The 14,744-nt window shown below is 68.4% G+C and carries 10 protein-coding genes; all 10 read left to right on the top strand.

Annotated features, from left to right (window positions below; all coding sequences use genetic code 11):
* Window positions 1-552: FHA domain-containing protein (locus ACKAE7_RS14030; protein ID WP_408979490.1), on the top strand; the 552-nt coding region annotated here is incomplete at its 5' end.
* Complete coding sequence (locus ACKAE7_RS14025) at window positions 549-1,469, top strand: PP2C family protein-serine/threonine phosphatase (protein ID WP_408979489.1); 921 nt, start codon at window positions 549-551, stop codon at window positions 1,467-1,469. The genes ACKAE7_RS14030 and ACKAE7_RS14025, both read left to right, overlap by 4 nt.
* Window positions 1,456-3,408, top strand: a complete 1,953-nt coding sequence (locus ACKAE7_RS14020; protein WP_408979488.1) for a hypothetical protein — start codon at window positions 1,456-1,458, stop codon at window positions 3,406-3,408. The genes ACKAE7_RS14025 and ACKAE7_RS14020 overlap by 14 nt, the downstream gene beginning before the upstream one ends.
* Window positions 3,405-5,153 (top strand): serine/threonine-protein kinase, encoded by a 1,749-nt coding sequence (locus tag ACKAE7_RS14015; RefSeq protein ID WP_408979487.1) that lies wholly within the window; start codon window positions 3,405-3,407, stop codon window positions 5,151-5,153. Before ACKAE7_RS14020 ends, ACKAE7_RS14015 begins: the two co-directional genes overlap by 4 nt.
* Before the next feature lie 140 nt (window positions 5,154-5,293).
* Entirely contained in the window at window positions 5,294-5,998 is a 705-nt protein-coding gene (locus ACKAE7_RS14010) for a hypothetical protein (protein WP_188730188.1), read from the top strand.
* Window positions 5,995-10,440 (top strand): FtsK/SpoIIIE domain-containing protein, encoded by a 4,446-nt coding sequence (locus ACKAE7_RS14005; RefSeq protein WP_408979486.1) that lies wholly within the window; start codon window positions 5,995-5,997, stop codon window positions 10,438-10,440. The genes ACKAE7_RS14010 and ACKAE7_RS14005 overlap by 4 nt, the downstream gene beginning before the upstream one ends.
* Before the next feature lie 179 nt (window positions 10,441-10,619).
* A complete protein-coding gene (ligA, locus tag ACKAE7_RS14000) occupies window positions 10,620-12,929 on the top strand; it encodes an NAD-dependent DNA ligase LigA (protein ID WP_408979491.1) in 2,310 nt (769 codons plus the stop codon).
* A complete protein-coding gene (locus ACKAE7_RS13995; protein ID WP_408979485.1) occupies window positions 12,926-13,735 on the top strand; it encodes an inositol monophosphatase family protein in 810 nt (269 codons plus the stop codon). Before ligA ends, ACKAE7_RS13995 begins: the two co-directional genes overlap by 4 nt.
* 64 nt (window positions 13,736-13,799) lie before the next feature.
* Complete coding sequence (locus tag ACKAE7_RS13990) at window positions 13,800-14,303, top strand: GNAT family N-acetyltransferase (protein WP_408979484.1); 504 nt, start codon at window positions 13,800-13,802, stop codon at window positions 14,301-14,303.
* Between the two features lie 47 nt (window positions 14,304-14,350).
* On the top strand, window positions 14,351-14,734 hold the full coding sequence (locus ACKAE7_RS13985; protein ID WP_188809283.1) for a RidA family protein: 384 nt from the start codon (window positions 14,351-14,353) through the stop codon (window positions 14,732-14,734).
* Window positions 14,735-14,744: the final 10 nt, after the last annotated feature.

Raw genomic sequence — 14,744 nt, 5'->3', positions numbered from 1 at the left:
TCCGCCCCGACGCCGCCGTCGGAGACCATGCCCTACGCCGCGCCAGCGTCCTTCGCGCCGCCGGCAGCTGCTGCGCCTGCCGGCCAACCTGTTTCCGGTGGTGTTTCTGTGCCCGCTGCCCCGCCCCTTCCCGCCTTGGGTGGGCAGGGCACGCAGCACCACGTGGACGACGACGTTGAACGCACCCAGGTGCGGCCGGGCGCAGGCGGGCCGGCACCTATCGCTGTACTGCGGATCCGGCTGGACGACGGCCGCGACTTCCAGTTGGACCGGAGTGTCCTGGTGGGCCGCAACCCCGTGGGCCAGGCGGGCGAACAGCATGCCCAGCTCCTCGCCGTCGACGATCCCGGCCGCTCCATCTCCAAGACCCACCTCCACCTGCTGACCGATGGCGCGGGGATCTGGGTGACGGACCGGAACTCCACGAACGGCAGCGCCGTGACCACCCCCAACGGCGCCAGGACGCCCCTCGCGCCGGGGGTCCCCACTTTTGTTATCCCGGGATCCAGTGTCCACTTCGGAGACCGGACCTTTTACCTAGGACAGGCATGAACCAACAGCCCGCCAGCGTTCCCTCCACCTTCCAGCCGGGCCTCAGCCTGAGCTACGGCTACGGGACAGACCGGGGACTCCGCCGGGAGTTGAACGAGGATTCCTACATCGCCTCCGATCCTGTGTTTGCCGTGGCAGACGGGATGGGAGGCCATGAGGCAGGCGAAGTGGCCAGCGGCATGTGCGTCCGCGCCCTCGCTGCCATCCCGCAGCTGGCCACAGGTGAACGGACCGTCACCGCAGCCGTATTGCAGCAGTACCTGGTCCAGGCGGACACCTCCATCCGCGAGGCCACCGGGGCGCGCGCCGGAACCACCCTGGCCGGTGCCGTGGTGGTGGAACAGATGGGCATGCCCTACTGGCTGGTGATGAACATCGGCGATTCCCGCACGTACCGCCTCAGCCAGGGACGGTTTGTCCAGATCAGCGTGGACCACTCCGAGGTGCAGGAACTCGTGGACGCGGGGGAGATCACCGCGGAACAGGCCACCGTCCACCCGCGCCGCCACGTGGTGACCCGCGCGCTTGGCACGGGAGACGAGACCGAGGCCGACTACTGGCTGCTCCCCGTGGAGGAAGGCGACCGGGTCCTGGTCTGCTCGGACGGCCTCACGGGCGAGCTGACGGACGAGCACATCCTCCGCATCCTCAGCACGGTGGGTGACCCCCAGGAAGCCGCCGATGCCCTGATCCAGGCCGCGCTCCGGAGCGGGGGGAGCGACAACATCACGGTGATCGTGGTGGATGCCAGGAATGTCCTGAATGACGCCGGTGCCGTCACCACCGCACCGCGGCGCGACCCTGATGTGGTGGATGAAGACACGCTGCCCCGGTCGCAGGCGGCACAGGCTGCGCCCCAACACGGCGGCGAAGCAGCCGCGCTCCAGGATGGGGAGCCTTCCGATGACCGGCACTAGCTATGTTCCGGGCACTTGGCTGGGAATTGTCCGTGGGAGCACGGCCGTCATCCTGGGCCCGGATTCTCCGCCGGCACTGGCGGGTGCGGTGTGGGAACTGCTGGGCACCAATCCCGAAGTCCACGAAGTACTCCACGCGGTGACCAGCAGCTCGGGAGGCTCGCTGGCGCAGATACCGTCCTTCGGCATCCTCGAGGCCACCGGTCCCTTGCGGGTCTTCCTCCGCGGCGACCTCGACCTCGCAGTGGAGCTGCCCGACGGGCGCGTTGAGCTCGACGGCAGGGACGTCACCACCTGGAACGAGCGCCGGTTCGCCCTCCCGGGGTCATGCCGGCTGGCCATTCCGGCTGCCGGCCCGGCAGGGCAGCAGGAACTGCCGCTGGGGGAGGGTGTTGTCCTGCTGCACTCCCTGGCGCTTGTGCTGGCCCCGCGCCAGCCGGAACTTGGACCTTCCGGAGCCGCTCCGGCCTCGGTTGTGGTGGACTCCGCAGGCATCGCTGACGTCCGGGACGCCGCGCCCGGTGCTGACAGCTCCGCGGAGATGACCATCGTCCCGGACCGCGAGGCCGCAATGGAGACCGTTGCGCCGGAACACGGTGCCTCGGCCGAGACCGTTGCCGGCGTGCTCGACGACGACCTGCTGGCCGACGACGGCGACCAGGAGGACCAGGACGGCGACCGGGAGCAGGAAGACGGCAACGCGCACGTTGCCGTGACAGGTTCCGGTCCGGACTCCGGCGCGGATTCCGGCCCTGACGATGCTCCATCTGTCGGCTCCGCGCCAGCAGAAATACTTCCCTCGGGGGTACGTCCGGCACAAGTCCATCCGGCAGAACCCGCTCCCGGTGAGCCGGTACTTCCCGCCGGGCGGGCAGCCCCCGCCAGCGACCACACGAGCTCCTACGACCACCTCTGGGAGAGGACCGTTGTGCGGAGCATCGAGGACGCGGCAGTACGGGACGACGGCGAGGCGGAAATCGACGGAACTCCAGAAGCAGGCCCGGAGGTGGAGGAACAGGCAGAACCCCCAGTCCCCGGGCAGACTGACGGACAGGAACGTCCCGCACCGGCCCCGACGCCCGCGGCAGGGCCGCCGGCAGCCCCTCCCGCACCTCCTGCTTCTCACGAACCCACTCTTTCCCCCGTATCTCCCGCTCCTGCCGGGGGGCTCATCGACTCCGTTCCGTGGAAGAAGGGTGGAGACACCGCCCCACAGGGCAGCACCCCGCAGATACATGCCCCGCAGGCGAATGTCCCGCAGGCCGGCGCTGGTCCACGGCCCGCCATGGCCGCGCCGGCATCAGCCGGTGTCCTGCCGTCCACGGCTCCCGGTGGTGCTGCGCCGGCCGCTGCCGCGCAGCAGCCCCATGCTGGCAGCGCCGCCGTCGACACTGACCACGACGGCCAGACGGTCATGAAGAGCAGCATCGCGCCCTCAGCCGGACAGCCCGCCACACCGGTTGCGGAGGATCCGGCGGCCGGACCCACAGTCCTGGCCAGGGTCTGCCGCCAGGGCCACGCCAACCCTCCCACCCGGGCGCAGTGCGCCGCGTGCGGGGCCGGGCTGATCCCGGACGCCGTCCAGGTGCCGCGCCCCCGGCTGGGCCGGGTGCGCGTGTCCACCGGGGAACTCCTGGACCTCGACCAGTCACTGATCATCGGACGGCAGCCGTCCGTGTCCCGGGTCCAGGGCGGCGTCATGCCCAGGCTGGTCCAGGTTCCAAGCCCCGAAGGTGACATCTCGCGGTCCCATGTGGAGGTCCGGCTGGAGGGCTGGCACGTCATGCTGTGCGACCTCAAGGCCACGAACGGTACAGTCCTGGTGCGTGAAGGCCAGTCTCCCCGCCGCCTGGCACAGAACGAGATGGCCATCCTGCTGGACGGTGACATCGCTGAACTGGGCGACAACATCTCGCTGCGCTTTGAGGAGATTCCTTGAGTTCCAAACGGCCCGTCGCGCCGCCTCCCCGCATCCAGGGGTTCACCTATATCAGCCTGCTGGGTTCCGGCGGTTTTTCCGACGTCTACCTGTACGAACAGGACAGGCCGCGCCGTAAGGTTGCAGTCAAGGTGCTGCTCTCGGACCTGAAAACGGAAGGTGCCCGCCGCAGGTTCGAATCCGAGGCGAACCTGATGGCCCAGCTGTCCTCGCATCCGTACATCGTCACCATCTTCGAAGCGGAAGTGACCGACGACGGCCACTCCTACCTGGCGATGGAGTACTGCTCCAGGCCCAGCCTGGACGTCCGGTACCGCCGGCAGCGGTTCAGCGTGGATGAAGTCCTGGCCGTCGGCATCCAGGTGGCCTCCGCCGTCGAAACCGCCCACCGTGCCGGCATCGCCCACCGCGACATCAAGCCTGCCAACATCCTGGTCACGGACTACAACCGTCCCGCCCTCACCGACTTTGGCATCTCCGGCACGCTCGCCGGGGACGCCGACGACGACTCAGGAATGTCCATTCCCTGGTCCCCGCCCGAGCAGTTCACCGACGGCGCGGTGGACGGGGTCATGGTGGATGTGTGGGCCCTCGGTGCCACGCTCTACACCCTGCTGGCCGGCCGGTCGCCCTTTGTGATGCCCGGGGCGGACAACTCGCAGCGGGAGCTCATCAGCCGGATCAGCAACACGCCGGTGCCGCGCCTGGGCCGCGCGGACGTCCCCGAGTCCCTGGAGCTGGCGCTCTCCACGGCCATGGCAAAGTCGCCGCAGTCGCGGTACTCCTCAGCGCACGCCTTCGCCCTGGCCCTGCAGCGCATCCAGGCGGAACTCAACCTCTCCGTCACACCCTTTGAAGTGCTGGAGGAGCCGCACCACGAGGACAGCCAGCCGGACGACGGCGTCGAGGAGACGCGGGTCCGGAGCATCGCGGCGATCGATCCGGAACGGACCGGCAGCGCCCCTACCTTCCCGGCACGCACCTGGCCACAGGCCGGCGGCAGCCAAAGCGGTGGAGGCCAAGGCGCTGGCAACCAACACAGTAACGGCCAGGGCCCCGCAGCGGAGGCCCCGCCGTCGCGCTTTACCCCGACCGCCTCCGCGGGCTCCCCACCGGCACCAGCCCCGGCCCCGCAGCAGCAGGAGTGGGCGAACGCCACAGTCCTGCGCGGTTCCGGCGGCAATGCCGGTGCAGCCCAGGACGAGGGCACGCTGCCTGGAAGCCGCCTTGGCTCGGGCGCTGACGTCGCGGACACCACCGTCCACCGGCCGGCAAGGGTGGAGGAGCCGGCTGCTGCGGCTCCGGCTGCGGATCACGGCAGGCGCAACCTTTGGCTGGCAATCTCGGGCGGCACCCTGCTGGCCCTCACTGCGGTGGTGGGCCTGGTGGTGGCCAATGCCTCGCCCGAAAAGCCCGCGGCGGTGGAGACCCAGCAGGCCAGCAGGCCGCCGGCCGATGCACTGGATAACGGAACCGTGCCGGACGTGGAAGGCCTCACCGGGACAGCGGCAGGGGACGGCAACGCCTCCTTCACCTGGGTGAACCCGCAGCCCAAAGAGGGAGACACATACAAATGGCGGGTCTACACCATAGGTGGCGGCGGCGACTACCAGTCCATCGACCACCCGCCCGTCAAGGTGACGGCGAACCCGTCGGGGGAGACCTGCATCCAGGTCATGATCGTGCGCTCTGACGGCGCGTTCTCCCCGATGGAGGAAAGCTCCATTGCCTGCACCGGCCCATGAGCCGATGCCCATCCCAGCAGCACAGCAACAGCAGCACAGCGACGCAACGCGCTGTGGCCGAACGACCAGGTTGTCGAACGGCAGCTTGTCCAACAAAAAGTTAGCCCGGTGAAATTTTGCCCAACGAGGAGGCACAGAAAATGGGGGATCTAGCAATAGATTTCTGTGGTGAGTGGTACGAGCCATCGGACGAGGACGTCTTCAACATCGGCCGCGAAGGCGACCTGGAAGTCGATGACAACCCGTACCTGCACCGGCAGTTCCTGCAGGTGGCCCGTTACGACGGGATCTGGTGGCTCAGCAACGTGGGCAGCATGCTCTCGGCGACGGTGGCGGATGCCTCCGGCGGAATGCAGGCCTGGCTGTCACCGGGCGCCCGGATCCCGCTGGTCTTCAGCCACACGAACATCATTTTCACCGCCGGGCCCACCACCTACGAGTTCGCGGTGCACCTGAAGACACCGTCCTTCCGGCAGGAGTCGCGCGAGGGCGACAGCAACGGTGACACCACCATCGGCCCGGTGGTGTTTACGGACTCCCAGAAGGCACTCATCGTGGCCCTCGCCGAACCCATGCTCCGGCGGGAGGGAACCGGCTTCAGCGCCATTCCCTCCTCGGCTGCGGCCGCTAAGACCCTGGGCTGGGCCCTGACCCGCTTCAACCGGAAGCTGGACAATGTCTGCGACAAGCTCGACCGCGTGGGGGTGGTGGGCCTGCGCGGGGGCGGCGGCAAACTGGCCACCAACCGCCGCGCCCGGCTGGTGGAGCACGCCGTGACGTCGCACCTGGTGACGCCTGAGGACCTGTACCTGCTGGAGAAGATGAGGGGCGTGGACGAAGGATGAGGATCCGCCTGACCCTTCGCAGGGATCCTGCAGAAACCAAGGACCTGGCCGTCACGGTGGATGGCCTGGCCACAGTGGCCGATACCGCTGCCGTGCTCTGGGCCGCGGACCCGGGCCGCAAGGGCACGCCGGCCCCGGACAACCTCTCCCTGCGGATCGAGGAAGCCTTCGTGGGCGCGGGCCTGAGCGGAAACACGCTTACCCGGACCGACAACCTCCTGGAGTCCGGCCTGCGCCCCGGCTCCGTGGTGTCACTGGCACAGGTCAGCGCGCAGTTCGACGTGCCCGGTGCCGGCCGCGGTCCCGCAGCGGCCACCCTCCGGGTCCTCTCGGGGCCCGACGCCGGCCGCGAGTTTTCGCTGCCCACGGGCACCAGCTACATCGGCCGGGACCGGGACGTGGACATCCGCCTTTCGGACCCCCTGACGTCCAAGCGGCACGCCCGGATCACGGTGGGCGACGGCGTGGAAATCGTGGACACCAACTCCGCCAACGGGCTCTTGATGGACGGACTTCCGGTCACCCGGGCCACCCTCAATTCCTCGGACACGGTCACCCTGGGCGACACCACCGTGACCGTGGTGCCGCTGGGGCATAACCACGCGGCAGCCCCGACGTCGCCCCTGGTCAGCTTCAACCGGTCACCCCGGGTGGTTCCCCGCTTCGAGGAGCCAAAGCGCGTGGTCCCGTCCGGGCCCAAACGGCCCGAGGACAATCCGTTCCCGTACATCATGATGATCACCCCGCTGCTGATGGGCGCCGTGATCTTCGCCGTGACCGGCAACCCGCTCTCGGTGCTGTTCATGCTGATGATGCCGCTGTTCGTCGTGGGCCATTACGTGGACCAGAAAATGCGGACCAGGCGCCAGCAGAAGGAACAGCTCAAGCAGTTCCGCGCCTCCATGGCCGACTTCCGCCACGACGTCACCGAACTGCAGCAGGTGGAACGCGCCGTCCGCCTGCAGGAGGCACCGTCCGTCAGCGACACCGTTGACGCTATCTACAAACTGGGGCCGCTGCTGTGGACCCACCGTCCGGAACACCGCTGGTTCCTGGGCCTTCGGTTCGGCCTGGGCACGGCGCCTTCCCGGGTCCTTCTTGAGGAACCGCAGAACAACGACACCGAAGTCCAGTACGCCCGGGAGATCCAGGACTGCCTGAAGCAGTTCCGCGACATTGAGGGCGTTCCCGTTGTCTCGCAGCTGCGGAGCTCCGGATCCCTGGGCATTGCCGGCGCCCGCGGCCTGGTGGATGACGTGGCCCGCGGCATGGTGCTGCAGCTCGTGGGGCTCCACTCGCCCGCGGAGGTGGTCCTCGCGGCCATCACGTCAGCCCAGTCCCGGGAACGGTGGAACTGGCTGCAGTGGCTTCCCCACGTGGGCTCGGGGCACAGCCCCCTCGCCGGCGACCACCTTGCGGCCGGCTCAGCCGGCGGTGCATCGCTGCTGGCCCGGCTTGAGGACCTCCTTGACGCCCGGGAGGCGGCGGCCAAACGCACCGGCGCCGACCTCCGGCCGGAACTGGACCCCGCCAAGCAGGAGGTGCCGGAACCGGTGCTGCCGGCCGTGCTGGTCATCGTGGAGGACGACGCCCCGGTGGACCGCGGCCGGCTCACCCGGCTTGCGGAGCGCGGCCCTGACTCCGGCGTCCACGTGATCTGGGTGGCCACTGACATCCAGTCGCTTCCCGCAGCCTGCCGCGACTTCATGGTGGTGGACGGCGGCCATGGCACCACCACCGGGCAGGTCCGCCTGGGCAGGCATACGTACCCCGTCAGCTGCGAAAGCGTTGACGCGGAGCTGGCCGCCCAGCTGGCCCGGATGCTGGCGCCCGTCATGGATGTGGGCAAACCCGTGAACGACGACTCCGACCTCCCGCGGGCCGTCTCCTATGCCACCCTGATCGGCAAGGACTTCCTGGACAACCCCCAGTCCGTCGCCGAACGCTGGACGGAAAACAATTCCGTGCACGCGAGCGCCGTGGCCAACCGCAAGGACAACGGCACCCTGCGTGCCCTGGTGGGCTCCAAAGGCATCGAACCGCTGTACCTGGACCTGAAGAACGAGGGGCCGCACGCCCTGGTGGGCGGCACCACGGGCGCCGGCAAGTCAGAGTTCTTGCAGTCCTGGGTGATGGGAATGGCCGCCGCCTACAGCCCGGACCGGGTCAGCTTCCTGTTCGTGGACTACAAGGGCGGCGCCGCGTTCGCCGACTGCATCAACCTGCCCCATACCGTGGGCCTGGTGACCGACCTTTCGCCGCACCTTGTCCGGCGTGCCCTGACCTCGCTGCGTGCCGAACTCCACTACCGCGAGCACCTGCTGAACCGGAAGAAGGCCAAGGACCTGCTGGCCCTGCAGCGCGAGGCCGACCCCGACGCGCCGCCCTACCTGGTGATCGTCGTCGACGAGTTTGCCGCGCTGGCCAGCGAGGTTCCTGAATTCGTTGACGGTGTTGTGGACGTTGCAGCCCGCGGACGGTCCCTGGGGCTGCACCTCATCCTGGCCACCCAGCGCCCGGCGGGCGTCATCAAGGACAGCCTGCGTGCCAACACCAACCTGCGGGTGGCCCTGCGGATGGCTGATGAGGACGACGCCACGGACATCCTGGGCGTGCCGGACGCCGCGTACTTTGATCCGTCCATCCCGGGCCGCGGCGCCGCGAAGACGGGACCCGGCCGGATCCAGGGCTTCCAGACCGGCTACGCCGGCGGCTGGACCACGGAGAAACCGCAGCGGCCGCAGATCGACGTTGTTGAGATGGCCTTCGGTTCGGGGCCCAGCTGGGAAGCCCCGGCTCCGGAGAAACCCGAAGCAGCAGAGCCCACAGGCCCCAACGACATCGCACGGATGACCGCAACCATCGTCCGGGCCGCCGACAGGCTGTCCATCAATGCCCCGCGCAAACCCTGGCTGGACGAACTGGCAAAGACGTACGACTTTTCCAGGCTGCCCAACCCCCGCACGGACGAACAGCTCCTCCTCGGCGTTGCCGACGACCCCGCCCGCCAGTCACAGCCCACCGTGTTCTACGAACCGGACAAGGACGGGAACATGGCCATCTACGGCACTGGCGGGTCAGGAAAGTCCGCCGCGCTGCGCGGCATCGCCATTGCCGCGGCCATCACACCGCGCGGCGGGCCGGTGCATGTCTACGGCATCGACTGCGGCTCCTCCGGGCTGAGGATGCTGGAAGAGCTTCCCCACGTGGGCGGCATCATCAACGGCGACGACGTGGAACGCGTCGGGCGCCTGCTGCGCCTGCTGAGGGACATCGCGGAGCAGCGCTCCGCCCGGTACGCGGAGGTCCGCGCCGCCACCATCGTGGAGTACCGCAAGCTGGCCAACAGGCCAGACGAAAAGCGCATCTTCGTGCTGGTGGACGGCATGTCCGCGTTCCGTGAGGCCTACGAACACAGCAGGCTGTCCGCCCTGTGGGACATCTTCCTCCAGCTGGCCACGGACGGCCGCGCCGTCGGCATCCATCTGGTGGTCACCGGTGACAGGCCGAACGCCGTGCCCGCGTCGCTGCTCGCTTCTATCCAGCGCCGCCTGGTCCTGCGGCTGTCCTCCGAGGACGACTACATTTCCCTGGACGTGCCCCGGGACGTCCTCAACGCCGCCTCACCTCCCGGACGCGGACTCCTGGACGGGCTCGAAGTCCAGCTGGCAGTCCTCGGCGGGAACTCCAACCTGGCGCTGCAGGCCCGCGAGGTCCACAAGCTCAGTGAAGCCATGCAGCGCCAGGGGCTGGATGCCGCCCCCGTCATCGAGAGGCTTCCGGAACAGGTGGACCTGGAGGTCCTGCCTGCCGGCAGCCAGGGCCTGCCGGTCATTGGCGTCGACGACGAAACGCTGCAGCCCGCCGAGCTCCTGGCCAGGGGACCGCTGCTCCTGGCCGGCCCTCCGGGCGCGGGGCGTACGGTGGCCCTGGTGACGCTCGCGTACGCGCTGCGCAGATCCAGCCCGGACACAGAGCTGATCTACGTCGGATCGCGGCGCTCCGCCGTCGCGTCCCTGCCCATCTGGAGCCGTTCCATCGTGGGCGCGGACGACCTCGCCGAGGTGGTGGAGGACCTGGTGGAACACTCCTCCGGGAACCCCGGGGCCGTGGGCATTTTCATCGAGGGCCTCACAGAGTTCACCGACACCATGGCGGAATCGGGAGTGGCCCAACTGGTGACGGCATCCATCAAGGCGGACCAGTGGGTGGTGGGGGAATCCGAAACCTCCACCTGGTCCTCTGCCTGGTCCCTTGCCCAGCCGTTCAAATCCGGCCGGCGCGGGCTGTTGCTGAACCCCGGCGACATCGAAGGCGAGAGCCTGCTGAACACCTCGCTGGGCCGTGTCAGCCCGGACTTCATCCCGGGCCGCGGCTACGTGGTGGGCCGCGGCAAGGCCCGGAAAATCCAGGTGGCGCTGCCCCCGGAAAACAGGGTCTGACGCATCGCGCGCATGGAGGGCCGGACGCCCTGACCATCAGGGCCGGTGTCCTGCTGGTGGGAACCGCGGGGCTGGCTTTCTCCTGGTGGGGCAGGAGCCGGTTCCGGGCACACTGACGGACGGTGAGGCAAGATAGGTCTGTGACTACAGGACCTGGCCCCGCAGAAAAGACCGCCTCGATGTCTCCGCACCGGACCCCCGGTGCCGGAACAGCCACAGGCGGGACACCAAAGGAACCTGAGGCCGTCCCCACCGAATCCGTCCGTGAGGAATACGAGAACCTGGTGGACCTGGTCAGGAAGTACCGGTTCGCGTATTACCAGGAAGATGCGCCGCTGGTTTCCGATGCCGAATTCGATGACCTCTTCCGGCGCCTGGAGGAGATCGAGGCGCTCCACCCCGAACTGGTGGCGAACGACTCGCCAACCCAGGAGGTGGGCGGGGAAGTCTCCGCCGCGTTCGCCGCCGTGGAGCACCTGCAGCGGATGTACAGCCTCGAGGATGTTTTTTCCCTCGAGGAACTGGAGGCCTGGCTCGCCAAGGCCGAGGCCGGCATCGGCAAGCTCGGCGACGGCACCCCTGCCGCGGCCTGGCTGACGGAGCTCAAGATCGACGGCCTGGCCGTCAACCTCCTGTACCGCGACGGGAAGCTGGTCCGCGCGGCCACCCGGGGGGACGGCACCACCGGTGAGGACATCACGCACAACGTCCTCACCATCAAGGAGATCCCGCAGCAGCTCCAGGGCGGGGACTTTCCGGCCGAGATGGAAATCCGCGGGGAAGTCTTTATCCCGTCGAAGGCTTTCGCCGAATTCAATGAAGCACTGATTGAAGCCGGCAAGGCGCCCCTGGCCAACCCCCGCAACGCTGCAGCCGGCTCGCTCCGCCAGAAAGACCCCGCCGAAACAGCAAAGCGCCCGCTCAAGATGTTCGTCCACGGCATCGGCGCCCGAGAAGGTCTGCAGGCGCGCAGCCAGTCCGGGACCTACGCCCTGTTGAAGGAATGGGGCCTCCCTGTCAGCCCCTACTCAGAGGTGCTCAAAAGCGTCGGAGAAGTCCTGGACTTCATTAAGCGCTACGGGGACCAGCGCCACAAGCTGCTGCATGAGATCGACGGCATCGTCATCAAGGTGGACGACTTCGCCACCCAGCGGGCACTTGGCTACACCACCAGGGTCCCGCGCTGGGCAGTGGCCTACAAATATCCGCCCGAGGAAGTGCACACCAAGCTGCTCGACATCCTGGTGAACGTGGGCCGCACCGGCCGCGTGACGCCCTTCGGCATGATGGAACCGGTCAAGGTTGCAGGCTCAACGGTGGAAATGGCCACCCTGCACAACCAGGACGTGGTCAAGGCCAAGGGCGTGAAGATCGGCGACATCGTGGTCCTGCGCAAGGCGGGCGACGTCATTCCCGAGATCGTGGGCCCGGTCCTTGCCCTCCGCGACCAGCAGGACCCGCCGGTGCGGGATTTTGTCATGCCCACCGAATGCCCCTCCTGCGGCACGCCGCTGGCTCCGGCCAAAGAGGGCGACGTGGACATCCGCTGCCCTAATGCGAAGTCCTGCCCGTCCCAGCTGCGCGAGCGCGTGTTCCACCTGGCCGGCCGGGGAGCCTTCGACATCGAGGCCCTCGGCTGGGAGGCCGCCATTGCGCTGACCCAGCCGGCCGAGCCGGAAGTTCCGCCGCTCACCTCCGAAGCCGCGCTGTTCGACCTCACTCGCGAGGACCTGGCCGGCGTCCGCATCCGGCGGGAGAAGCGGTCCAAGGGCGTGCCGACGGGCGAATACGAGCTGGTGCCCTACTTCTACAGCAAGGGCACGGCCAAGTCACCGTCCAAGCCCACGGCCACCACGGAAAAACTCTTCAAGGAACTGGAGAAGGCCAAGGCCCAGCCGCTCTGGCGGGTGCTGGTTGCGCTGTCCATCCGGCACGTGGGCCCGCGGGCATCCCGTGCGCTGGCAACCGCCTTCGGCACCATGGACGCCATCCGCCAGGCGTCGGAGGAGGACCTGGCGCACGTTGACGGGGTGGGCCCCACCATCGCTGCGGCCCTGAAGGAATGGTTCGCGGAGGACTGGCACCAGGAGATCGTGGACCGCTGGGCGGCCGCGGGGGTCCGGATGGCGGACGAACGCGACGACTCCATGCCCCGCACGCTGGAAGGACTGACGGTGGTGGTCACCGGCTCGCTGCCGAACTTCAGCCGGGATGAGGCCAAGGAAGCCATCCTGGTCCGGGGCGGGAAGGCGGCCGGTTCCGTCTCCAAGAACACCAGCTACCTGGTGGCCGGCGAAAGCGCCGGCACCAAGCTGGACAAGGCTGAGCAGCTGGGTGTCCCCGTGCTGGACGAGGACGGTTTCCGCCAGCTCCTGGCCGGCGGGCCGGCAGCATTGGAGGGCGGGGCTGAACTGGAGGGCGGGGCTGAAGGAGAGGGGCCTGAGTCTGCGGCCCCGGCAGAACACACTGACGCGGAGGTAACGGCATGACGAGTCCTACAGACCTGCTGGAGGTGGCCAAGGCTGCAGCGGCAGCGGGAGCCGCGGTGCTGGCCGGCCGCAACGCAGAGGCCCTCCAGGCCAGCAACAAGGGCGACGCCGGCGACTGGGTCACGGCGTTCGACGTCGCGGCCGAGCACGCCGTCCGGGACGTCATCACAGCGGCCCGCCCGGGGGACGCCATCACCGGCGAGGAACACGGCACCACCAGGCCGGCCGAACCCACCGGCTACCGCTGGTCCATCGACCCGCTGGACGGCACCACCAACTTCATCCGCAACATCGTCTACTACGCCACCTCCGTGGCAGTGGCCGATGCCGACGGCGCCTGGCTGGCCGGCGTCGTCAACGCCCCTGCGCTGGGCCGCGTCTACTACGCCGCACGCGGCCAGGGCTCCTGGCTGGAGGAAGCAGGGAGGGTGACCCGGCTGGAGGGTCCCGTCCCGGGCCGGAAGGGCCAGATCCTGGCCACCGGGTTCAGCTACGATCCCGGGGTCCGGGCTGAGCAGGCCGCTTTCCTGACCGGACTGATGGACGGCTTCGCCGATGTCCGGCGCCTGGGATCCGCCGCCTTGGACCTGTGCCTCGTGGCCGACGGGACGCACGATGCGTACGGTGAGCGCGGCCTCAACGAGCACGATTTCTCGGCGGGTGCGCTCATCGCCGAAGAGGCCGGCTGCTGGGTCCGGCGGCCGCGCCTGGCCAGCCCGCTGGAGGGCGGGCCCACGGACGCCGACCGCCTGGAGGCCTGGACCTGCGCCGGCGGCCTGGAGCTTTCGGGCAAATTCCCGCTCTGATAGTTCGCTCACGAAAAGCACCGGTTTGCCAGGTGTTACCGGCCAGTACCACTACCATTGACGGGTGCAGCCGCAGATAACAGTCCGTCCCGCCGTCGAGGCAGATTACGACGCCGTTGCCCGCATTACGCGTGATTCCTACCTCGCCGCGGGCTACTTCGAGGACGCCGACCACCCCTACATGCGCAAAGTCCAGGACGTTGCGCTGCGGGCCGGGCACGCCACCATCTGGGTGGCCGAACGGGACGGCAACGTGGTTGGTTCGGTGACACTGGCCCGGGCAGGGGAGCCGTACGCGGACATCGCCCTTGAGGACGAGCTCGAGTTCCGCATGCTGGTGGTGGACCCGGCAGTCCAGCGCAGCGGCGCAGGCAGGGCCATGGTGGACGCCATCCTGGAGTATGCCAGGCAGCTGGACGGCATCAAGGCTGTTGCCCTCACCACCGGACAAACCTGGGAAAGCGCCCACGGCCTCTACCGCAAGACGGGCTTCCGCCGGGCGCCCGAACGTGACTGGCTGGTCCCCGGAACTGACATAAAACTGCTGGTTTACCGCCTCGACGTGTAGCAGCCCTACAGTGGTGCCGAACCCCATCCAGTAGTGAAAGGCCCACCATGCGCAAAACCTTCGGCACCGGCTCCGTCTGGGAACAGGCCCTCGGCTACTCACGGGCAGTCCAGGTGGACAACACCCTCTACATCTCCGCCACCGCGGCCAGCGGCGAGGACGGAATCGTCGGGGACGATTTCTACGCTCAAACCCAGTACATCCTGCAGAAACTCGGCAAAGTCCTCGCTGACGCCGGCTTCGGTTTCGAGGACGTCGTCCAGTCCAAGCTCTACCTCACGGACATCAGCAGGTGGGAAGACGCAGGCCGGGCCCACGGCGAGGTCTTCGGCGACATCCGCCCCACCCTGTCACTGGTGCACGTCCTGCCGTTCCTGGACCCCAAGATGCTCGTGGAGATCGAGCTCGTGGCACAGAAGGGCGCAAACTAGCAGATCTGCC

The sequence above is a fragment of the Pseudarthrobacter sp. NKDBFgelt genome (genome assembly GCF_046097905.1).
GTDB classification, from domain to species: Bacteria; Actinomycetota; Actinomycetes; order Actinomycetales; family Micrococcaceae; genus Arthrobacter; species Arthrobacter polychromogenes.
The sequence above is the reverse complement of the archived record's forward strand: the minus strand, read 5'-3'. Positions and strand labels throughout refer to the sequence as shown.

Bases quoted from the DNA above. Each gene is read 5' to 3' on its own strand.
- ACKAE7_RS14005 (WP_408979486.1), top strand. From the start codon at position 5,995: ATGAGGATCCGCCTGACCCTTCGCAGGGATCCTGCAGAAACCAAGGAC.
- ACKAE7_RS14020 (WP_408979488.1), top strand. From the start codon at position 1,456: ATGACCGGCACTAGCTATGTTCCGGGCACTTGGCTGGGAATTGTCCGT.
- ACKAE7_RS14010 (WP_188730188.1), top strand. From the start codon at position 5,294: ATGGGGGATCTAGCAATAGATTTCTGTGGTGAGTGGTACGAGCCATCG.
- ACKAE7_RS14025 (WP_408979489.1), top strand. From the start codon at position 549: ATGAACCAACAGCCCGCCAGCGTTCCCTCCACCTTCCAGCCGGGCCTC.
- ligA (WP_408979491.1), top strand. From the start codon at position 10,620: ATGTCTCCGCACCGGACCCCCGGTGCCGGAACAGCCACAGGCGGGACA.
- ACKAE7_RS13985 (WP_188809283.1), top strand. From the start codon at position 14,351: ATGCGCAAAACCTTCGGCACCGGCTCCGTCTGGGAACAGGCCCTCGGC.
- ACKAE7_RS13995 (WP_408979485.1), top strand. From the start codon at position 12,926: ATGACGAGTCCTACAGACCTGCTGGAGGTGGCCAAGGCTGCAGCGGCA.